This window comes from Pseudidiomarina donghaiensis (assembly GCF_900116895.1).
Taxonomy (GTDB): Bacteria; Pseudomonadota; Gammaproteobacteria; order Enterobacterales; family Alteromonadaceae; genus Pseudidiomarina; species Pseudidiomarina donghaiensis.
Genome location: NZ_FPCF01000007.1, coordinates 25,121 through 46,245, shown reverse-complemented (window position 1 = coordinate 46,245; position 21,125 = coordinate 25,121). Strand labels below are relative to the sequence as shown.

The following is a 21,125-nucleotide window of genomic DNA, read 5'->3' as shown; positions in this document are numbered from 1 at the left end:
AACTATCCTCGTGCGAATTCTTCAAGTAATGACTCTACCAGTTTCAGGCGGCTTTGAGTATCTTCAATTTTCCCAAGATAACGTAAACGGTTCGGGCCTTCCAGGCGATATAAATTCGGTTGTGATTGAATCAAACCAATTAATAATTGCGGTGACACGCGGGTGTCGTCGGCAAACTCAAAGTTGATGCCCAGCGGGCCGCCGTCTATTTTACGAATACCCAGTTTACCCGCGCGATTACGCAGCTCGGTCACGCGAATGAGGTTTTTCACGGCATCTGGCAATAAACCAAAACGATCAATCAGCTCAACTTGAATTTCATGCAGGCCTTGGCTGTCATCGCTGCTGGCTATGCGCTTATATAAACTAAGGCGGGTGTTTACATCGGCAATGTAGGTGTCCGGCAACAAAGCTGGCACACGTAAATCGACTTCTGACTGTGCTTTCAGCAGTTGGTCGAGCGCCGGTTGCTTGCCGTCGCGTAGCGCGGTGACGGCTTGTTCAAGCATTTCCATGTACAGGGTAAAGCCAATGGTTTCAATTTGGCCGCTTTGCTCATCACCAAGCAGTTCACCAGCCCCGCGAATTTCTAAATCGTGAGTTGCCAACATAAAACCAGCGCCCAAGTCTTCTAGCTGTGAAATAGCCTCAAGGCGCTTCAAGGCGTCTTTGGTCATACGCTTAGGCGGCGGGGTAAGTAGGTATGCGTACGCTTGGTGATGCGAGCGGCCAACCCGGCCGCGAAGTTGGTGCATTTGTGCCAAGCCAAGATGATCGGCACGGTCCATGACAATGGTATTTGCGGTAGGTACGTCAATACCGGTTTCGACAATGGTGGTGCACACCAAGACGTTATAACGCTGATGATAAAAATCTGACATAATTCGCTCTAGCTCGCGCTCACGCATTTGTCCGTGGGCTACGGTGATGCGTGCTTCGGGAACAAGTTCAGCCAGTTTTTCAGCCGTTTTATCAATGGTTTCGACATTGTTGTGTAAGAAATACACCTGCCCACCACGCAAAATTTCGCGCAATATGGCCTCACGAATGGTGGGCTCGTCATATTCACGAACAAAGGTTTTCACCGCTAATCGCTTCGCCGGTGGGGTAGCTATAATCGATAAATCACGTACGCCCTGCATAGCCATGTTGAGGGTTCGAGGTATTGGGGTTGCGGTTAGAGTAAGAATATCGACGTCGGCGCGAAGCTTCTTTATAGCTTCTTTTTGACGCACACCAAAGCGATGCTCCTCATCGACAATCAGCAGCCCTAAGTCTTTAAATTTCACGTCGGCACTAAGTAACTTATGGGTGCCAATAACCAGGTCAATTTTGCCTTCGGCCATGTCATCGAGAATTTTCTGGGTTTGTTTGCCCGTTTTAAATCGCGACAGAACTTCAACGCGAATGGGCCAATCAGCAAAACGATCCTTAAAGTTTTCGTAGTGCTGCTGCGCAAGCAGGGTGGTGGGTACTAGCACTGCCACTTGTTTGTTGTCATTCACGGCAACAAAGGCAGCGCGCATAGCGACCTCGGTTTTACCGAAACCAACGTCGCCACACACTAACCGGTCCATGGCGCGGTCCGACTGCATGTCGCCAAGCACACCGGCAATAGCCGCTTGTTGGTCATCGGTTTCTTCGAATGGAAAGCTTGCCGCAAAGCGCTGATATTCGTTGTGATCAAGTCGATATTTATAACCAGGTTTGGCCTCGCGGCGAGCATAAACGTCTAGCAGCTCAGCGGCCACGTCACGAATTTTCTCAGCCGCTTTACGTTTGGCTTTTTCCCACTGGTCATTGCCTAGTTTGTGCAACGGTGCTGAGCTTTCTTCGCCGCCGCTGTAACGGCTTAGCACATGCAACGCAGCAACCGGCACGTACAGCTTACTGTTGTTGGCGTATTCAATGGTGACAAACTCGGTGGTGACACCGCCGGTGTCTAAGGTTTGCAAACCTTGGTAGCGGCCTACACCGTGGTCAATATGAACCACCGGCTGACCAATGCGCAATTCCGCTAGGTTACGCACCATATTCTCGGCGTTGACAGTGGCTTTTTGGTCGCGGCGACGGCGCTGTGCAATGCGTTGCCCGAGTAACTCGGTTTCAGTAATGACCAGCAGTTTGTGTTCAGGCAATGCAAATGAGTTGATTATGGGGCTAACACTGACACCGCATGGGTCATCGCCGTCAACAAAGCTTTGAAAGGTTTCAAATTCAGCTAAACCTAATTGCAGCGGCGCTAATAATTCGCGTAAGGTTTCGCGGCGCCCAGCCGACTCCACCAAAAATAGTACTCGGTAGTTGGCATCAAACGCGTTAGCCAAGCGCTGCTGTAGGCTTTCGAGCGGGTTTTTCAGCTGGTGATTAACGGCTATTTCGCCAATGGCTTCACTGGCAAACTGCTGCGGCCCAGGTTGCGGCTTATCACCGGGTACCATCGCGCGTATGCGCGGCATGGCTTTAAACGCCCCATGCACTTGGTCAACGCTAAGGTATAACTGCTGTGGCGGTAGTAACGGGCGTAAGGGGTCATAGCGACGCTGTTCGTAGCGTTGGTTAATGTCATGCCACAAATGGTCAAGGCTGCCTTGTAAATCACCAAAACTAACTAACAGTGTATTGTTTGGCAGATAGTCGAACAGCGTTGCGGTTTGTTCGAAAAATAGTGGCAAGTAGTATTCTATGCCGCCTGGAAATTGCTGATTCGACACTTGGTAATACACAGAATCGCGCGCGTTCGAGGCTTCAAATTGCTCTCGATAGTTGGCCCGAAAACGCTCGATAGCCGCGGTGTGGGTTGGAAACTCGTGCGCCGGAAGTAGGTTAATGGCGTCAATTTCACCCGCAGAAAGCTGAGTATCTGGGTCAAAGGAGCGAATGGAGTCCACTTCGTCATCAAAAAAGTCAATGCGAAAAGGCGCTGCGCTACCCATCGGGAATAAGTCGAGCAAAGAACCGCGTACACAAAACTCGCCATGTTCCATCACTTGGGCGACATGACGATAACCAGCTCGTTCTAGGCGTTGGCGTAACCCATGAATATCTAGCTTCTGGCCTTTATTCACCTGAATTGCCTGGCCGCTGACATAATCCGTTGGCGCAACCCGATGCATGAGTGTGTTTAATGACACAATGAGTGCGCCGCGCTGCATATCCGGTAAGCGGGCAAGCACACTCAAGCGCTCAGAAATAATATCTTGGTGGGGCGAAAAGCTGTCATAGGGTAGGGTTTCCCAGTCTGGAAATACCATGACCTGTTGGCGCCATGACGGAGCAAAATATTGCACTTCGTGCTCTAAGCGATGTGCTTGGGGCGCATCGGGAGTGACAATGAGTACTGGCCCGTCATGTTGCTCAATAAGTTGGCCAAGTGCTAACGCAATGCTACTGCCAGCTAACTGCTGCCAAGTCATGTCGCGCGCGCTGTCTTTCGGCTTGGGCGGATTAAGAATGGAGGCCTTGGTCATGGGTTTCTGAATTCTCTACTGCGTATGTTCATTGGGAAACGAAATTTTGTTGAGAGTATACCGCAACTTGGCGCTTGGATCAGTCGTCAGTTTTCTTTATGCTTGCAGCGCTAAGTTATTTAGGAATAAATATGTTTAAGCCTGCCACCCTGTTTTTAGGGTTTCGATACAGCCGTGCTCGACATGGCAATAAATTTACGCGATTCATCAACCGCTTTGCATTGGCGGGCATCTTAATTGGTGTCGCTGCGCTGATTATTGTCAGTTCGGTTATGAACGGCTTTGAGCAGCAACTTAAGCAACGAATTCTCGGTGTAGTGCCGCAACTGGTGGTTACTGCAGCCGATGGCTCAAGTGTTGAGAATTGGTCTGAACTGGCCGCAGGTGTACCTAAGTTAACCGACCAAATTGCTGCGGTGCCGCAAGTGGGTAGCGCCGGCGTGGTGCAAAGCAGTGGCCAGTTACGGCCGGTTTATATTCAAGGGCTGTTTCCGCAAACACCCGATGCGGCGGTGCAATGGCAGCCGTTGCGCGACTATCAAGTATATGGCGACGTTGAAAAACTGCGCTCTGGTGAGTATCGCGTGATCTTAGGCCAAGCATTGGCGCAAGAACTTGGGGTATGGCCGGGTGATACTATTCGCGTGGTTGCCGCAGCTGGTGGTGTTTACACGCCGCTAGGTTTGATGCCGGCGCAACGTCAGTTTACGGTTGCCGCCATTGTCGGTATGCAGTCTGAAGCAGATAGTCAATTACTGGTAATGCATGGCGCCGATGCCGCACGACTATTGAGGCTACCCGCAAATCACGTTTCTGCGGTACGCTATTACTTTAACGACCCATTCAGTGCACTTGAGGTGGAAGCCCAGTTGCAGGCAGCCGTTGGCGATGCCTACAAAACAGAGTCATGGCGTGCCCAATATGGCGAGCTGTTTGATGCAGTGAGCATGGAAAAACGCATGGTAAGCCTAATGCTTGGTCTTATTATTGCGGTTGCCGCGTTCAATATTGTGTCGGCGCTGATGATGGTTATACAGGACAAACGTGCCGATATTGCTATTTTGCAAACCATGGGTTTGCGCCGTAGCCATTTGCACCTGATGTTTATGGTACAAGGGCTGTTTAACGGTTTAGTAGGTAGCTTAGTCGGGCTGCTGATCGGCCTCGTGGTTGGCAACTATCTGAATGAAATTATTCAGGGGCTCGGTATCGATTTAAGTTTTACTGGGCAACTCGGGTTGCCGGTACTGATGCAGCCGCTGCAAATTACTATCATTGTACTCGCGGCTATGCTGCTAACCCTGTTAGCCACGTTGTACCCAGCGTGGCGCGCTAGTCGCGTATTGCCAGCAGAAGCATTGCGTTATGAATAATAAAAAGGATTCGCCCATGCTCATGGAATGTCGTCATTTATCGCGTAGTTACCAAGACGGTGATCGGCAGCTACAGGTGTTGCAAGACATTAATTTATCGGTTGCGGCCGGTGAAATGTTAGCCATTGTCGGTAGCTCGGGTTCGGGCAAGAGTACCTTGCTGCATTGTATGGGTGGGCTTGATAAGCCAAGCGCGGGTTCGGTGTTGTTCGGTGGGCAAGCCATTCAAGACTGGTCTGCTAACAAGCTTGCCGACTGGCGTAACCAACAACTTGGCTTTATTTATCAATTTCACCATTTGTTGCCTGAGTTTACGGCGCTGGAAAATGTCGCCATGCCACTGCTTATTGGTGGTATTAAAGCAGCCCAGGCCGAACAGCGCGCCATGGCGTTGTTGCAACGGGTAGGCCTTGCGCAGCGCGCGCAACACCGGCCAGCTGAATTGTCGGGCGGTGAACGCCAACGCGTGGCTATTGCGAGAGCTTTAGCGAATGAACCAAGTTTAGTTTTAGCCGATGAGCCCACTGGGAATCTTGACGACGCAACAGCCGTGCAAGTATTTGAGTTACTGAAAGAGCTGAACCAAGAGCTCGACACGGCATTTGTGATTGTTACGCACGATCAAAATTTGGCAGCGCAACTGCCGCGAACGCTCAACCTGCATCACGGCCAACTTGAACAGGTGGAGCAAACGGCATGATGCAGCCGTGGAATTTAACCTGGCAGCTAGCCCTGCGTTTTCGCGGCCGCCGCGAACGATCAGGGTTTATCTCGTTTATTTCAGCGTCGTCAACGCTGGGTATTGCGCTTGGATGTATGGTTTTTATTGCCGGTTTAAGTGTCATGAACGGCTTTGAAAAGGTATTGCAAGAACGCTTCTTGAGTTTAATCCCTCATGTTGAATACACCGCGGTGAATCAACAACTGAAGAGCCCTGACGATATTCTAGCCGTAAGCCGTGCGCACCCAGCTGTGCGTTATGCCAACGAAGTCATTCGCACGCAAGCGATGGTTCAGCAAGGTGCGCAATTTACCGGTGTGCAGGTGCACGCCATTGACACCAGCCAAACCCAGGCCATTGTCGATTATGTTGCCGCGGACGCTTGGCAGGCGTTACAGAAAACTTCCGGTGGTGTGGTGCTGGGGCATCAGTTAGCGCAAAAGCTCAAGCTGACGCCTGGTGACAAACTTATGTTGTTAGTGGCACAAAATGCCAACTTTAAAGAACCTAAACGGGTGCGGCTAGAAGTGGTTGGCACCTTCAATTTCGGCGGTCAAGTTGACCATCAATATGCTTATGTCAACCTCGCAACAGGGCGTGATTTGGTAGGCCTAGAGCAGGGAGCAACGGCGATTGAGCTGTATTTGCATGATGTTATGCAGGCGCAACAAGTGGCTAACGAAGTCGGCTACCGTATTCAAGACTATGTGTACATTGACCACTGGATGCGTTCCCAAGGCCATTTATATCGTGATATTCAACTTGTACGTTTTGTGATGTATTTGGTGCTAATTTTGGTGCTTGCAGTGGCATGCTTCAACATTGTTTCAACCCTGATTATGACTGTACAAGAGAAACAACGACACATTGGTATTTTGCGCACCATGGGCCTGCGCGCTCAACAAATTATGCGGGTGTTTATTTGGCAAGGGCTGCAAAATGGCTTAGTCGGCGTGGCTTTTGGCGTCCTGGCAGGGGTGGCCTTAACACTGGCGTTACCTAATTTAATGGCGGCGTTACAATGGCTTACTGGTAGCTCGCTGTTGGCGAGCGATGTTTATTTTATTAATCAAATTCCAGTTGATTTGCAGATTTGGAATGTTGTCATGGTTGCAGCCATAGCTGTCATTATGAGCGTGCTGGCCACTATTTATCCTGCTTGGCGAGCTGCAAAAACCGAAATAGTGCGCGCCATTAGCGGTTAGTCGTGATGAACCCGTTGCTTGGCTTTTTCAATCATACGCTGCGCGCGCTCACGCCACGCATTAACAACGGACTGGCGCCACAACAGGCTTATTGAAAAATAACCAATAATACTGCTAATGACCGCCATAATTAAGCAACCTAACAAAAATGCGGGGCCGATGGTGCTAATGCTTTCGCCAAGCCACTGCCAAGACAATTCAAAGCTAAATGTTTGTGACGGCTGATCCAGAATAAACGCGCCAAGTAGATAACAAAAGTAGAACAGCACTGGCATGGTAATTGGGTTTGATACCCAAACAAGAGCCACCGATAAGGGTAAGTTCACCCGAAACGGAATTGCAGCAGCGGCGGCTAATACCATTTGGAAAGGAACCGGTATAAATGCGCAAAATAGCCCAACTGCAAATGCGCCTGCTGCCGAACGACGGTTGAGGTGCCATAAGTTCGCGTCGTGCAGTAACCGACCAAAGATCTTTAAGCTTCGGCTGTTCTTCACGGTTTCATGATTTGGCATGATGCGTTGAATAAACTTACGTGGCATTTTTTGTCCGTCTAAATCAAGCTAACTTTTACGAGAAACAGGTACAACGTCCATGGATAGGTGGTTGTGCGCAGCACTTTTTGGCTATTCCCTGTCATTTTTTTTCAGCAAGCAACTGGTTCTTGCACCATGGTTATGGCTCGCTATTTTCTTAGCGTTTGCTGCCATGGCGTTAACCTGTAAGTTGCATGTGCGTCAGCGATCGCTGATGCTCGTTCTCGGTTGCGTATTGTGCGGTATTGCATGGGGTACTGGCAATGCTTATTTGCATTTTCAGCGTCAGCTGCCGCCTCAGTTATTACAGCAAACCACTCCGATTATTGTTGATATTACGGAAATTACCCAGGTTGGCGATCAGTTTTGGCGTATTGAAGGCAAATTGCTGCAGACGGGCAGCACGCAGCTAACCAACCCAGCTTTGGTGCGTTTGAATTGGTACGAGCCCCCGGCAAACCTAAAGCCACCGATGGCGGGTACGCAGTGGTATTTTCAAGCGCGGCTTAAAGCACCGCAGGGCGTTCGTAATGACGGCGGTTTTTTGTATCACCGGTATTTGGTCAGCCGTCAGCTTCATGGGCTAGGAAGTATACGCAGTGGCCATTACTTGCGTGGTGAAGCCTCGTGGCGGCAACAACTATTTAGTCGTTTACAAACATTGCAGCCACAGTTACAGAATTTTGGCGTACTCATTGCCTTGATGATGGGTGAGCGCCAAGCATTAACTGCCGAACAATGGCACATGTACCAACGTACTGGCTTGGCGCATCTTATCGCTATATCGGGCTTACACTTAAGTTTAGTGGCCGGTGGCGTGTTGGTATTAAGCCAGTTAAGCAGCCGATTTGCAGCACGCAGTCGGCGTCGGCGCGAGTATTTAAACAGTTGGTATTTAGGCGTGTTTATTGCGTTAGTAGCAGCCTTTGGTTACGCCGCACTCGCTGGGTTTGCTACCGCGACATTACGCGCCTTTGCCATGTTTGCGGTGGTTATTTGGCATAAACAGTACGCCATTCATACGCCAATGAGTCGGGTATTACTGCGTGCGGTGGGGCTAGTGATTGTATTTGAACCACTGGCATGGTTGCAGCCAGGGTTCTGGCTTTCAGTGAGCGCGGTGGCAACCATTATGCTGATGCATTGGCGTTGGCCTTCTATTCAGGGGCGCTGGCGAGCGGTGCGTCAGTTATGGCGACTTGAGTTGGTGCTGACACTGCTTATGTGGCCGCTTACTGCCGTTTTATTTGGCGGCTTACCGCTATTAGCGCCGCTAACTAATTTGCTCGTGGTGCCCATTGTCGGCATGTGGGTGTTACCGCTTAGCCTACTTGCCATGCTTGTTAGCATGCTGCATGCCATGCCCCTAGCCGGTTGGTTGTTGTGGTTGGCGGAGCAACCGCTGAATTATCTTGAGCCGCTATTGCAGTATTTAGCGCAGGCAAAATGGCAATGGCTGGCCAGCTCACAAAGTGGGCCGGTGGTGCTCATTGGCTTGCTGATTGTGGCATGGCTTTGGCCGTGGCGATGGCCGTGGAAGCTTGGTACAACCGCGGCGCTGGTGGTGAGCTTACTGGTTATGCAGCAGCTTGCGCAGCAACGCAATAATTTGGTGCTACATATTCTTGATGTCGACCAAGGAAGCGCAGTGGTGATGCAACAAGGGGCGCATGCTATGTTGATTGACACCGGAGCCAACTGGGAGCTAGGCGGAAATATGGCGCAGCGCGTTATTCTGCCGTTTTTGCAGCACCATGATTTGACCCCTCAACTGGCATTTGTCAGCCATACCGACAATGACCATAACGGCGGTGTCGACGTACTCAAACAACAGTACCCGCAACTGCGTTGGTTTGGCAGTGGCAGCGGCTCGCCTTGTGTGGCTGGGCAAAGTGGACACTGGCGGCGGGTACATTGGCAGGTATTACATCCGCGCACCGTAACCGACAATGCCCACAACGATGACAGCTGTGTCTTGCTGCTGACGATAAATGGTACTCGGGTATTATTGCCAGGGGATATTACCAAGCGAGCCGAGCGGCAATTACTTGCCCACGCGGCTGACGTGAAGGCAGATATTTTAGTGTTGCCCCATCATGGGAGTAACAGCTCTAGCGAAGGTTATTTTTTAAGTGCAGTTGTGCCGCAGTATGCGATTGCCAGTCGCGGTCGTAATAATGCTTACGGTATGGTGGCAGAGCCGGTTAAACAGCGCTTGCAACATCGCAATATTCCACTGCTAGATACCGCGTTAGGAGGGCAGTTGTCGATTATTTTTAAGGCCGACCGTTATGAAATTTCACAGCCATGGGCAGCAGCCCATGGTGCATGGTTTGATGCAGATAACTAGCCAGTACCCCTACAAAGCGGTTAGAATGTTGCTATCGTTAAACTTTTAAAGACATGCATGAGCGCTAATATTCATCCAGAAAACTTAACGGACACCCTAAGAAAACGCATTTTTCGCCGTTTAATGGGGTATATCAAGCCATATAAAATGGCGTTTATTTGCTCGGTGATAGCTATGGTTGGCTATGCCGCGGTAGATACATTTTTCTTTTCCCAAATTGAAACCCTGATTGATGAAGGCTTGACCGAGCAAGACTCAACCATATTGGTTTATGGCGCTATTTTTGTGCCGTTAGTGTTTATTGCGCGCGGTACCTTTAATTTCATCTCAACCTACTTATTGAACTGGGTAGGTTTTCGCGTAGTGACTACATTACGCCAAGAACTATTCGATCACATGATGAAGCTGCCGGTGTCATTTCATGACCGCCATTCAACCGGTGATCTGCTGTCAAAAATTACCTACACCACTCAACAAGTGGCTGAAGCCAGTTCACGAGCTATCTTGATACTCATTCGTGAAGGCGCCTTTGTGATTGGCTTGTTAAGCCTCATGTTTTACATCAGCTGGCAACTGTCGTTGGTGTTTTTGGTGGTAGGGCCGCTTATCGCCAAAGTGGTTTCTGTGGTTTCTAAGCGTTTTCGTCAGGTTTCTCGCCGTATTCAAACGGCAATGGGCACCGTGACAACAACTGCCGAACAGATGCTCAACGGGCATAAAGTTGTGGTGATGTACGAGGGCCAAAAACGCGAATCTAAACGCTTTAAAGACATTAACAATATGACTCGTAATCAAAATATGAAATTGATTACGGCACAAACTATCAGCACCTCGGTAATTCAGCTGATTGCATCGTTTAGCTTGTCGATGGTGTTGGTATTGGCTAGCTATCCAGAAATGCTTGAGCAGCTGTCGGCTGGTGCGTTTACCACGTTACTCACCTCAATGATCATGTTGTTACGCCCACTGAAGCAGCTAACCACTGTAAATAGCGACTTTCAACGGGGTATTGCCGCTGCGCAAAGTATTTTTGAAGTACTTGATGAGCAAGCCGAGCCAAATGCCGGCACCCATAAAGTAGAGCGCGCGCGTGGTGCCATTCGCTTCGATGACGTTTTGTTTACCTATGACGAAGCCGAGTCACCCGCGTTAGATCATGTAAGTTTTAGTGTTGAACCTGGCAAAACCCTTGCGTTAGTAGGGCGCTCAGGCAGCGGTAAATCAACCATTTCGAATTTGCTAACTCGTTTTTACGCCCCTCAAGGCGGGCATATTTATTTGGATGACGTTGATATTTACGATTACAAACTCAAATGTTTACGTCGTCAGTTCGCGTTGGTGTCGCAGCATGTCACGTTATTTAATGACACCATTGCCAATAACATTGCCTATGGCGCGCATGGCGAAGTAACGCCGGAACGTATTCGCGAAGTGGCTGAGCAGGCATTTATTACCGAATTTACCGACAACTTGCCCAATGGTTTAAATACCATGGTGGGTGAGAACGGGGTCATGCTCTCGGGCGGACAACGCCAACGTATAGCCATTGCGCGGGCATTATTGCGTGATGCGCCAATTTTGATTCTTGATGAGGCGACCTCAGCACTCGACACCGAGTCAGAACGCCACATTCAAAAAGCCTTAAGCCGCTTGCAGCAAAACCGCACCTCGATTGTCATTGCCCACCGCTTATCGACCATTGAAAACGCGGACGAAATTTTGGTGATGGAAGAAGGGCGTGTGGTAGAGCGCGGTAATCACCAAGCCCTGCTAGAGCAGCAAGGAGCTTATTATCAGCTGTATAGCCTGCAGTTTAGCGGGGGCGATAACTAAATGTTTTGGCAACGCGCCTGGTATCGTCATGGTGTGGACTTCAGACTGTGGTTGTTGTTGCCACTTCATTGGGTATTTTGTGGGCTAAGCGCTGTAAGGCGGTGGCTTTATCGGATTGGCCTATTGGCGGTTTATCGTGCGCCTGTTCCAGTTATTGTGGTGGGCAATATTAGTGTCGGTGGAACCGGAAAAACACCGGTCACTGAAGCGTTTATTCAGTGGCTGATCAGCCAAGGCTTGCAGCCAGCAATTATCTCGCGCGGCTACGGCGGTCGCGGGCCATTTCCTCAATTAGTCACGGCAACGTCATCGGCTACAGCCGTTGGTGATGAGCCGAAATTATTGGCTAGCCGCACCCAAGTGCCCTTGGTGGTTGGGGCTAATCGTCAACAAGCCATTGCACTGTTGCTAAAACAGCACCCTGAAGTGTCGGTTATTGTTAGCGACGATGGCCTACAACATTATGCCTTAGCCCGTGACATTGAAGTGGTGGTGGTGGATGGGCAGCGTGGTTTTGGGAATGGTTGGCGGTTGCCACTAGGGCCGCTGCGCGAACCTCTTTCGCGCTTGCAACACGTTGATTTTATTGTGCAAAATGGCGAGTCAGCATCGCCAAAATTGGCCAGCGCACAACAGCCGTTTTGGCGCTTTGATTTGCGTCCAGACGGCTGGCGACGTGTTAATCAAGCACAAGGCACCCAAACCGAGCCGGTAACGCTTGAGCCGGGAGACTACGCAGCGGTGGCTGGCATTGGTAATCCTCAACGCTTTTTTGACACTGTGGCAGCAACCTTGGCGGCAGAAGCTACAATAAGAGTGGTTGAAACCAAAGCCTTTGCCGATCACCACCCGTTTTCGGCAGCGGATTTTGCGCAATTTAATGCATTAACAGGGGTGTTAATGACCGAGAAAGATGCTGCAAAGTGTCAGTCATTTGCCCCTGACCATTGGTATTATTTGCCGGTTTCAGCGCAGTTTGAAACCGAATTTTGGCAGCAGTTTGCAAACCAGTTGCAAACCAAGCAAAAACTTCATGAGTCAGCAAGGAGTACTTATGGCGGTTGATGAACGCACGCTGAATATTTTGGCGTGTCCGTTATGTAAAGGAAAATTAGTTTGGGCGGCGGCACAAAGCGAATTAATTTGCCGCGGCGATCGCTTAGCGTTCCCGGTGCGTAACGATATTCCGATGTTACTCAGTCACGAAGCTCGCGAATTAAGTCGTGAAGAGCTTGAGCAAATGGAGCAACATAAGTCATGAGTTTCACTGTTATTATTCCGGCGCGGTATGCATCGTCACGTTTACCCGGCAAACCGTTAGCCATGATTGGCAACAAGAGCATGATTCAACGGGTATACGAGCGGGCGGCAGCAGCCGGTGCTGCCGAAGTGATTGTGGCCACCGATGATCAACGTATTGTGGATGCGGTTGAAGCCTTTGGTGGGCGCGCTATGATGACCGCCGCTCACCATAATTCAGGTACCGAGCGTATTGCCGAAGTGATTGATTATTTAGCCATAGCCGACGATCAGGTGGTGGTGAACGTGCAAGGTGATGAGCCGTTTATTCCACCTGAAATTATTCGTCAAGTGGCCGATAATTTAGCCAATCAAAAAGTGGCTCAAATGGCTACTTTAGCAGTCCCGATTCATTCGCTTGACGAAGTAACTAGCCCCCATGCGGTTAAAGTAGTCACCGACGTGAACGGCTACGCGCTGTATTTCAGCCGTGCGCCAATTCCGTTTGAGCGCGACGGTTTAACTCATAGCAAATTAGGCGAGTTAGCCGATTACCGGCGCCATATTGGCATTTACGCTTATCGTGCTGGGTTTGTCTGGCGCTATGTGGAGTGGGAGCCAAGCCCACTTGAGCAAATTGAATCATTAGAGCAGCTTCGCGTACTGTGGTACGGCGAGCGTATTCACGTTGCTGAAGCAATCGCGAACCCGCCGGCTGGCATTGATACGCCAGCCGACTTAGCCCGTGCTAACCAGGTAGTAGCCGACTAACATGCGCTTGAGCGCGCTGGCGCAACCGTTGCCAGCGTGCTCGTATTCCCAGTAGCCGCGCATAAGCGTAGGGCACTAGGAATAAACTGGTAACCGTTGAAAACACCAAGCCACCAATAATCGCAATGGCCATCGGCGCATAAGGGGGGCCGTCGCCACCTATTTGTGTGGTTCCAAAGGCTAACGGCACCAACCCGAGTACGGTGGTCGACACCGTCATCAAAATCGGCCGTAAGCGGCTGACACTGCCGTCAATAATGGCACGCTCAAGTGTTGCACCTTGCTCAAGCAGCTGGTTAATGCGATCGACCAGCACAATGCCGTTATTCACCACAATCCCCATAAGAATTAAAATACCAATCATGGCCATAATTGAAATCGACTGGCCAGTAACCATTAATGCCCAAAACACCCCGACAATTGAGAATAATAGCGACGTAATCACCGCCGTTGGCAGCAGTATTGATTCAAATAAGGCAGCCATGACGATATAGATTAGCGCTACCGCGAGTAGGGTATTCACTAACATGACACTTTGGTTTTCTTGCTGGCGTTGAAAGCTACCATCTAAGCTCCATTGGTAGCCTTGCGGCAGCTCAATTTGATTCAACACCTGGGTGAGCTTGTCGCGTGCTTCGCTCACCGTTAACCCGTTTAAGTTGGCATCAATGTTTAACGAGGTACGGCGGTCGGTACGGCGAATTTGGCCTAAGCGTGGTTGCTTAGTAATGGTTGCCACGTCTTGCAGTGTTAACAAACGATTGTCCGCTTGCATGACCGGCAGTGTGTACAGTGCCTCAAGTGAAAACTCTAACTCTTTGGCAAATGCCACGCGCAAGTCAATTTCGCCATTCGGGTCACCGCGGTACGAACGCAAGCGCTGGCCACGCAACGCCGTAGCTACGGTGCGCGCTATATCAGCGGAGCTTAAGCCCAAGCGGTGGACGCGTTCACGATCAATACGAATCACTAGCTCAAATTGACCCGCATCCATTTCGGTTTGCACGTCGGTTAAGCCTTCAATTTGGGCTAACCGTGGCAATAAATCGGTGGCTATTTGTTGCAATACATCGGTTGATTGACCGCTTAGCGTCACGCGCACACCCTCACGACCACCACCAAAACCAAACTTAGGCTCACTGCGCAGTAGCGTAGGCATATCTGCGCGAATACGTTCCATTAAGTCAGCCAGCTTTTCATCGCGGTTTTCTTTCAGTAACAGCGTTGAAATTGCATAGTTTGGCGTGTAATAGCTGTAAACAGCGTCGATATCAAAGCTATCTTGATTCGCATAGAGATAGCTCTCAAGTTGCGTCACTTCGTCTTCAACTTCAGCCAAGCTATATTGCGTGTGCAGATTATAGGTAATAAATAAACGGTCATTAAACCCTTGCGGGCCCTCGTCACCGCTCACCTGACTAAATGGTACGGCAATACTTAGCAGCATGAGTACGGCGAAAACACCTGTCCATACCGGGTGACGCCACGACCACTCTAGCGCTTTTTGATAACGACCCACAGACGGCTTCGCTTGCGCATTTTTCTTTAACGAGGCGGAGTTAAAGCGACGAAGTTTAGTTATAAGTAATGGCACTAAGGTTTGTGATAGCAGCAATGAAGCCAACAATGACAAACAGATAGCCACGGCGGTGTGTTCTAAAAATATGGTGAGATCGGTTTTGCTACCAAAAATATTGGGTAAAAACACAATGGCGGTGGTTAAGGTACCGGCCACCACCGCCAACGACACACTGCCAACACCCGTGATAGTGGCTTGTTTACCCGTTAGCCCTTGTTCATATTCGTGCTGAATACTTTCGGTTATGACTACGGCATTATCAACCAGCATGCCCACGGCTAGCATTAGGCCCATGAGCGACAGCACGTTCAACGAATAGCCTAAGAAATACATGCCGCCTAGCGCAATGCAAATGGCAATAGGCACGCTGAGTACCACCACCAAGGTGGTGACGATATTGCGCAAAAAGGCATACAACACAATAAAACTGAGCAAGGCGCCAAGTAAGCCCGCGCTAACGAGGTCACTGAGCGAGGTGGTCACGCCTTTGGCGGTGTCGTCCATAATAAACAGGTTAATGCCGTTAAACTGCGGGTCATTGCGAATCTCTTCAACAACCTTCATCACTCGCGCCGAAACGTCGACTAAGTTCGCGCTTGATTCTTTAAACACTTCCATACCAATGGCATAACGTTGATCAAGATGGCGGCCATCGACTTTGCGCGGCATCTCGCGTTCAATGGTCGCAATGTCGCGTAGTTTTAAGCCCGCGCGAATAGGAAAGTTGCCAATGTCATATTGCGATTGAAATTCGCCGACCGGATTGACCAAAATGCGCTGATAATTATTTTCTATATAACCCGCGGTGAGCGAAAAGTTCGCTTGTTGTAGCAGCTTGGTAATGTCTTGTGGTGCAAGCTGGTGTGCTAATAACGCCGCCTGGTTCAAACGAATAACAATTTGCTGCGGCTCAACCCCGTACAGCGTAACCCGTGACACACCGTCAACGCGCTCCAGCGGCTTGCGCAAGCTGCGGTCGAGTAAGTCATAGGCGTTGGATAAATCACGCTGGCTACTAATGCGCAACTGAAATACCGGCATGTCTTCGGTATTAAATTGAAACACAAGTACACGTTCAATGTCGTCAGGCAGCAGGTGTTTCACCGCGTCGACTTTTTCGCGAGCTTCTAAACTTTGCGCATTAATGTCTTGGCCCCAGTCAAATTGCAGTAGCACTTGCGCTGAGTCGGAAGTCGAGGTTGAGCGCATGCGTTTCACGTTGCTTAGGGTGGCGAGCGCTTCTTCAAGCGGCCGCGTAATCAGGCGCTCAACCTCGGCAGGGGTTGAATTGGGGTAGGGCACTTGCACCACAATTTCAGGTATTTCAATGCCCGGAAACTTTTCTAACGGCAGTAGTCGCGAACTAATAGCGCCGAGCAGCAACATGGACAAAAACATCATGCAGGTAGTGACTGGGCGGCGCAGCGCCCAGCTAGCTAGCAAGGATCCGATTTGCGCAGCATTCATGCGGCGTCCTCCGTGGTTGGCGCAATTTGCTTACGGTCAATAAGTACGTACAAGCACGGAATAAATAGCAAGGTGAGTAAGGTTGAAAACAGTAGGCCAGCAATCACACTAATGGCCATAGGGGCACGTATTTCAGCTCCTTCGCCTAGCCCAATGGCCAGTGGCAGCAAGCCGAGCACTGTGGTGAGCATGGTCATAAGTATGGGACGTAAACGCTGCTGTGCTGCTTGGGCAACGGCTGCAAAGCGGTCCAGCCCTTCACTGCGCAATTGGTTAATACGGTCGACTAAAACAATAGCGTTGTTAACCACAATGCCGGCCAACATAATTAACCCAATAAACACAATAATACTCAGCTCGGTGCCCATTAAGTACAGGCCCAAAATAGAACCCGCACCGGCTAGTGGCACGCTAAACAAAATAAACAGTGGGTGCACAAATGACTCAAACTGCGACGCCATCACCAGGTAGACAAGAAATACCGCAAGTAATAGCGCAAACTGTAGCGACGTAAATGAACGCTGCATGTCTTCGTTCTGCCCAGCAATTCGGCCGTTAATGGTCAGTGGCAGTTGAGTTTGCGCTAATAAACGCTCGGCTTCGGCAACGCCAGCACCAAGATCACCAAAGGCAATGTTGGCCTCTACCAATGCCGTGCGTTGTTGATCAACACGGGTGATTTCGCTGGGGCCTATAACCGGCACCACACGAGCAACGGCTTGTAAGGGTACCTCACGTGCAGCACCAGGGTTGATGATCACTTGTTGTAAGTCACGCAGAGAGTCTCTATCTACCGCTTGGCTACGCACTAAAATATCAATTTTGCGATCGGCAAGGCTAAACTGGCTGGCCACGCGTCCACCAATTTTGGTGGCAAGTAACTCAGACACTTCGGCACTGGTTAAGCCGTATTGGCTTAATTTAGCTTGATCAAAATACACCGCTAATTCAGGTTGGCCGTCGGTCATGTTCACGCGAATATCGGTAAATCGCTCGTTGGCGCCAAGTTGCTCAGCCGTTTGCTCGGCAGCTTGTTGCAGCAATGCCAAATCGTAACCAGTTAACTCAATAACAATGGGGCTGGCAAAGCTAAACAACTCTGGCGAACCAAATTTAGCCATGACACCAGGAATACGCTGTACCCGCTCACGCAACGCTTGGTGTACGGGGGTGACATCGGCACCTGAGTTCATCACCACATTTAGACGGCCCCACTGGTTACCGCTTTGCCCGGGCGCTGCGTTCAGTAAACTGCCGGTACCGGCAATGGTGTAATAGCGATTCACCGCTGAATTCAGCGCTGGGTTGTCAGCAATCACTTGGCCGAGCTGATCAAGTACTTGGTCGGTTTCGTGAATGGTTGCACCGGGTTGTAATTCAACTTCAACGTAAAACTCACCTTGAGCCATGTTTGGCAATAACGCGACCGGCAATTGCGGCAACAGCGCGTAGCACGCGGCTGAACTTAACAAAATAACGCTTAAGGTAAGGCCAGCGCGCCGCAAGGAGCGCTGTAGTAACCCTTGGTAGGCCCGCTCGCACACATTGTAGCCGCGATTGAATAGGGCTAATACGGGTTTGGTAACGAAGAAGAACAACCACGCTAACAGGCGCCAAACGGCGATAACTGCGGTCATGATGGCCAACGGCAACCAACGAAATACCAAATACAATGGCGTTTTTAGCCAAAAACGCCAGCCGGAAGCGTAGGGCAGTGGTGCGGCGTTATTGGCGTTATCAGTCGATTTTTTGCGGCTCGACAGCATGGGAATTAAGGTGAGCGCAACCAACAATGACGCCGCTAATGCAAAGGTCACTGTGAGTGCCTGGTCACGGAACAACTGGCCAGCAATACCTTCCACAAACACCAATGGGAAAAATACTGCCATGGTAGTGAGCGTAGAGGCCGTAATTGCCCCAGCAACTTCCTGTGTGCCGCGTTCAGCCGCGACCTCACTGGTTTGATCTTGCTGATGCCGAGCAATGTTTTCCAACACCACAATGGCATTATCAACCAACATACCCACAGCGAGAGCAATGCCGCCAAGTGACATCATGTTCAGTGAAACCTGATAACCGTAGAGCAAGTTGAAGGTGGCAATAATTGAAATAGGAATAGCCAAGCTGATAATAATTGTTGGCCAAACGCGCTGTAAAAACAGATAAATAATAACCATGGCCAGCAAGCCGCCCATAATGGCAGCATCGCGAACTTCAGCAATGGCGGCGCTAATAAATACCGCTTGGTCATAAATGGGTTTTACTTGATAGTCGCTCGGTATTAATTTGGCATCATTAAGCTGGCGTAACGCCGACTGAATGGCTTTGGATACCTGCACGGTGTTGGCGTCGCCTTCTTTGTAAAGCGACACTTCAACGGCTTCCATGCCGGCCACACGGCTAATAGAATCACGCTCTTTGTAGCTATTTTCTACCGTGGCTATGTCTTTGAGTAGTACCGGGCGATTGTTGCGGGTGGTTAGATAAATGGAGCGAATATCGTCAAGATTTTCAAACTGGTTTAAGGTTCGTACCAAAAACTCAGCGCGATTGGCTTCAATACGGCCGCCCGAAAGGTTGATGTTTTCTTCGCGCAAACGCTGTGAAATAAGCGTCATGGGAATTTGCAAACTGGCCGCTTGGCGCTCGTTCACTAATACCTGTATTTCATCTTCTAAACCGCCGCCTAAGCGCACTGAAGCAACGCCTTCAATGCTCTCAAGTTGTCGTTTTAGGTCTTCTTCGGCATAGGTGCGCAAGCGTTTGAGTTGCGTCACAGACGGCGCTTGATCGGTGTTAAAACCTAAAGCAAGGCGATATACCGGCTCTTCAGCTGGATTAAAACGCAGCAGTATCGGCTTCTCAATGTCGAGTGGTAGCTCAACCAAGTCGAGTTTTTCACGTACATCCAGGCTTGCCATGTCCATATCTGAACCCCAGCTGAACTCCAGCAAGACATCGCTTTGGCCAGCGCGAGATATCGACTCAATTCGGCGTAAGCCTTTCACCGTACCGAGGTTTTCCTCAATGGGTTTACTCACTAGCTGCTCAACTTCACCAGGCGCGCCACCAGGGTAATCCGTGCGTACGGTGAGGGTTGGGTAGGCTAAGTCTGGTAATAAAGTAACCGGAATGCGCCCGAGCGAGACCATGCCAAACAACAAGACGGCAAGGGTAAGCATGGCAATGGTTACGGGACGTTTTACCGCAAGTTTAACCATGCTCATTATTGTTGCTCACTTGCTGCTGCTACGGGGTGAGCGGCATCTGGCTGCTCGTTCACAGGTTGGTCATCTACCCGAATCACTTCCACCAAAGCGGCATCTTTCAGGTTAGCTTGACCACTGACGACAATGGCTTCACCAGCACGTAATCCACCAATAACTTCTAATCGGTGCTCGTCTTCAAAGCCAATTTGAACATCGACTTTATGCGCAACACCTTCGCTATCAACGGTAAACACGCTGTGCTGGTTATCTAAACTTTGCACTGCATAACGTGGCACGGTAACGGTGTTTTTGCTGGTGGCGTAGTTCAAGTCTACATGGGCAAACATACCGGCTTTTAATTGGGCTTGCTGATTCGGTACGTTAAGCACGACTTTGAAGGTACCTGAACTGGTGTCTACCACAGGGCTAATGCGCTCTACTTGGGCATCAACCACTTGATTGGGCAGGGCACTCAAATGCAGCTGTGCCGTTTGCCCAACGCGCACGTGCTGTAATTCGCGCTCAGGTAGATAAACGTTGCCTTGCAGTTGGTCTAACGCAACGATATGAAATAGCTTTTGTTGTTCGTATTGGCGCACCAAGTTGCCTGGTTTAACGTAGCGAGTGGCAATATAGCCGCTAATTGGCGCCCGAATTTCGGTTTCTGCCAAGTTTAAAGCGGCCATGTCGTATTTGGCTTTCAGCATGTCAGCTTGAAAGCGCAATTTGTCATAGGCGTCGGCGCTAATCATGTCTCGTTCTGCCATGTCTTTCACGCGTTTCAGCTCTTGCTGAATTGAGTTCAGATCGGCTTTGGCTTGGGCAACTTGAATGCGGTATTCGGCGTCGCGAATGTGCGCTAATAACTGGCCTGCTTCAACATAGTCACCTTCTTCAACCAGAACCGACTCGACAATACCGTTGGCCTTGCTGGTTACGTCAGCTTCCGCACGAGCCTCTAGGGTTGCTGTGGTTTTAAAGCTTGAGGTTATTTCACCCAGGGTAACAACTTGGGTGGCTACCGGAATGCGCGCAACAGCCTCGGCTTTGGCGGTTTCATTACTCGCGCCGGCGTCGCTACACCCACTAAGCCCAAGTATTGCAGCTACAGCTAGGGCGCTTAAGGTTAACTTGGTATTGTTCATGACTCTGGTCCTCAATTCGTTTTCGTTATTCGTTTTTCGTGCGCTTCGCTGTTCGTCCGCTCGGCTGATTGAGCAGTGCAGAGCACCTTCAACCAGTGAACGTAGTGAACGGACGAACAGCGAAGCGTACCCATAACGCTCTTGTATCTACCTGGGTAGAGTTATGCAGGCTTCGTGCCAACTTTTTTCAGTGTTTAAAAAATCTTGAAAAAGCTATGTCAGTAAAG

At 50.0% G+C, this 21,125-nt stretch carries 13 protein-coding genes; 8 read left to right on the top strand and 5 right to left on the bottom strand.

Features of this window, described 5'->3' with window-relative positions; genetic code table 11:
- Positions 1–2: 2 nt before the first annotated feature.
- Complete coding sequence (gene mfd / locus BM334_RS10830; RefSeq protein ID WP_092841630.1) at positions 3–3,470, bottom strand: transcription-repair coupling factor; 3,468 nt, start codon at positions 3,468–3,470, stop codon at positions 3–5.
- 131 nt (positions 3,471–3,601) lie between these two features.
- Here mfd and BM334_RS10825 point away from each other — a divergent pair, with 131 nt between their 5' ends.
- The 3 genes from BM334_RS10825 to BM334_RS10815 are packed head-to-tail and all read left to right on the top strand — an operon-like array spanning position 3,602 to position 6,769.
- Complete coding sequence (locus BM334_RS10825; protein WP_092841628.1) at positions 3,602–4,843, top strand: lipoprotein-releasing ABC transporter permease subunit; 1,242 nt, start codon at positions 3,602–3,604, stop codon at positions 4,841–4,843.
- Positions 4,836–5,543 (top strand): lipoprotein-releasing ABC transporter ATP-binding protein LolD, encoded by a 708-nt coding sequence (gene lolD / locus BM334_RS10820; RefSeq protein ID WP_092841626.1) that lies wholly within the window; start codon positions 4,836–4,838, stop codon positions 5,541–5,543. The genes BM334_RS10825 and lolD overlap by 8 nt, the downstream gene beginning before the upstream one ends.
- Entirely contained in the window at positions 5,540–6,769 is a 1,230-nt protein-coding gene (locus BM334_RS10815) for a lipoprotein-releasing ABC transporter permease subunit (protein ID WP_241970979.1), read from the top strand. Before lolD ends, BM334_RS10815 begins: the two co-directional genes overlap by 4 nt.
- On the opposite strand, the gene BM334_RS10810 is transcribed toward BM334_RS10815, so the two are convergent.
- Positions 6,766–7,311, bottom strand: a complete 546-nt coding sequence (locus tag BM334_RS10810) for a DUF2062 domain-containing protein (RefSeq protein ID WP_092841624.1) — start codon at positions 7,309–7,311, stop codon at positions 6,766–6,768. The two genes, BM334_RS10815 and BM334_RS10810, sit on opposite strands and share 4 nt — an antisense overlap.
- Before the next feature lie 52 nt (positions 7,312–7,363).
- Here BM334_RS10810 and BM334_RS10805 point away from each other — a divergent pair, with 52 nt between their 5' ends.
- Genes BM334_RS10805 through kdsB form a run of 5 tightly spaced genes read left to right on the top strand, consistent with a single transcriptional unit; the run spans position 7,364 to position 13,498 of the window.
- Positions 7,364–9,655: a DNA internalization-related competence protein ComEC/Rec2 gene (locus BM334_RS10805; protein WP_092841622.1), complete on the top strand. Its 2,292-nt coding sequence runs from the start codon at positions 7,364–7,366 to the stop codon at positions 9,653–9,655.
- A gap of 57 nt (positions 9,656–9,712) precedes the next feature.
- Complete coding sequence (gene msbA / locus BM334_RS10800; protein WP_092841620.1) at positions 9,713–11,488, top strand: lipid A export permease/ATP-binding protein MsbA; 1,776 nt, start codon at positions 9,713–9,715, stop codon at positions 11,486–11,488.
- Positions 11,489–12,553 (top strand): tetraacyldisaccharide 4'-kinase, encoded by a 1,065-nt coding sequence (gene lpxK, locus BM334_RS10795; RefSeq protein ID WP_092841618.1) that lies wholly within the window; start codon positions 11,489–11,491, stop codon positions 12,551–12,553. It abuts the gene before it with no gap.
- Positions 12,543–12,749, top strand: a complete 207-nt coding sequence (locus tag BM334_RS10790; RefSeq protein WP_092841616.1) for a Trm112 family protein — start codon at positions 12,543–12,545, stop codon at positions 12,747–12,749. Before lpxK ends, BM334_RS10790 begins: the two co-directional genes overlap by 11 nt.
- Complete coding sequence (gene kdsB / locus BM334_RS10785) at positions 12,746–13,498, top strand: 3-deoxy-manno-octulosonate cytidylyltransferase (RefSeq protein WP_092841614.1); 753 nt, start codon at positions 12,746–12,748, stop codon at positions 13,496–13,498. The genes BM334_RS10790 and kdsB overlap by 4 nt, the downstream gene beginning before the upstream one ends.
- Here the strand turns inward: kdsB and BM334_RS10780 are convergent.
- Genes BM334_RS10780 through BM334_RS10770 form a run of 3 tightly spaced genes read right to left on the bottom strand, consistent with a single transcriptional unit; the run spans position 13,476 to position 20,898 of the window.
- Positions 13,476–16,544 carry an efflux RND transporter permease subunit gene (locus BM334_RS10780; RefSeq protein WP_092841612.1) on the bottom strand — a complete coding sequence of 1,023 codons (3,069 nt, stop codon included), beginning with the start codon at positions 16,542–16,544 and terminating at the stop codon, positions 13,476–13,478. The two genes, kdsB and BM334_RS10780, sit on opposite strands and share 23 nt — an antisense overlap.
- Positions 16,541–19,771, bottom strand: coding sequence for an efflux RND transporter permease subunit (locus BM334_RS10775; RefSeq protein WP_092841610.1), 3,231 nt, complete (start codon positions 19,769–19,771; stop codon positions 16,541–16,543). The genes BM334_RS10780 and BM334_RS10775 overlap by 4 nt, the downstream gene beginning before the upstream one ends.
- Positions 19,771–20,898: an efflux RND transporter periplasmic adaptor subunit gene (locus BM334_RS10770; RefSeq protein WP_092841608.1), complete on the bottom strand. Its 1,128-nt coding sequence runs from the start codon at positions 20,896–20,898 to the stop codon at positions 19,771–19,773. Before BM334_RS10770 ends, BM334_RS10775 begins: the two co-directional genes overlap by 1 nt.
- Between the last annotated feature and the right edge of the window lie 227 nt (positions 20,899–21,125).

What these genes read in the sequence shown, in the direction of transcription:
- lpxK (WP_092841618.1), top strand. Translation starts at nt 11,489, where the DNA reads ATGTTTTGGCAACGCGCCTGGTATCGTCATGGTGTGGACTTCAGACTG.
- lolD (WP_092841626.1), top strand. Translation starts at nt 4,836, where the DNA reads ATGAATAATAAAAAGGATTCGCCCATGCTCATGGAATGTCGTCATTTA.
- BM334_RS10825 (WP_092841628.1), top strand. Translation starts at nt 3,602, where the DNA reads ATGTTTAAGCCTGCCACCCTGTTTTTAGGGTTTCGATACAGCCGTGCT.
- mfd (WP_092841630.1), bottom strand. Translation starts at nt 3,470, where the DNA reads ATGACCAAGGCCTCCATTCTTAATCCGCCCAAGCCGAAAGACAGCGCG.
- BM334_RS10770 (WP_092841608.1), bottom strand. Translation starts at nt 20,898, where the DNA reads ATGAACAATACCAAGTTAACCTTAAGCGCCCTAGCTGTAGCTGCAATA.
- BM334_RS10805 (WP_092841622.1), top strand. Translation starts at nt 7,364, where the DNA reads ATGGATAGGTGGTTGTGCGCAGCACTTTTTGGCTATTCCCTGTCATTT.
- BM334_RS10780 (WP_092841612.1), bottom strand. Translation starts at nt 16,544, where the DNA reads ATGAATGCTGCGCAAATCGGATCCTTGCTAGCTAGCTGGGCGCTGCGC.
- BM334_RS10790 (WP_092841616.1), top strand. Translation starts at nt 12,543, where the DNA reads ATGGCGGTTGATGAACGCACGCTGAATATTTTGGCGTGTCCGTTATGT.
- BM334_RS10815 (WP_241970979.1), top strand. Translation starts at nt 5,540, where the DNA reads ATGATGCAGCCGTGGAATTTAACCTGGCAGCTAGCCCTGCGTTTTCGC.
- kdsB (WP_092841614.1), top strand. Translation starts at nt 12,746, where the DNA reads ATGAGTTTCACTGTTATTATTCCGGCGCGGTATGCATCGTCACGTTTA.
- BM334_RS10775 (WP_092841610.1), bottom strand. Translation starts at nt 19,771, where the DNA reads ATGAGCATGGTTAAACTTGCGGTAAAACGTCCCGTAACCATTGCCATG.
- BM334_RS10810 (WP_092841624.1), bottom strand. Translation starts at nt 7,311, where the DNA reads ATGCCACGTAAGTTTATTCAACGCATCATGCCAAATCATGAAACCGTG.
- msbA (WP_092841620.1), top strand. Translation starts at nt 9,713, where the DNA reads ATGAGCGCTAATATTCATCCAGAAAACTTAACGGACACCCTAAGAAAA.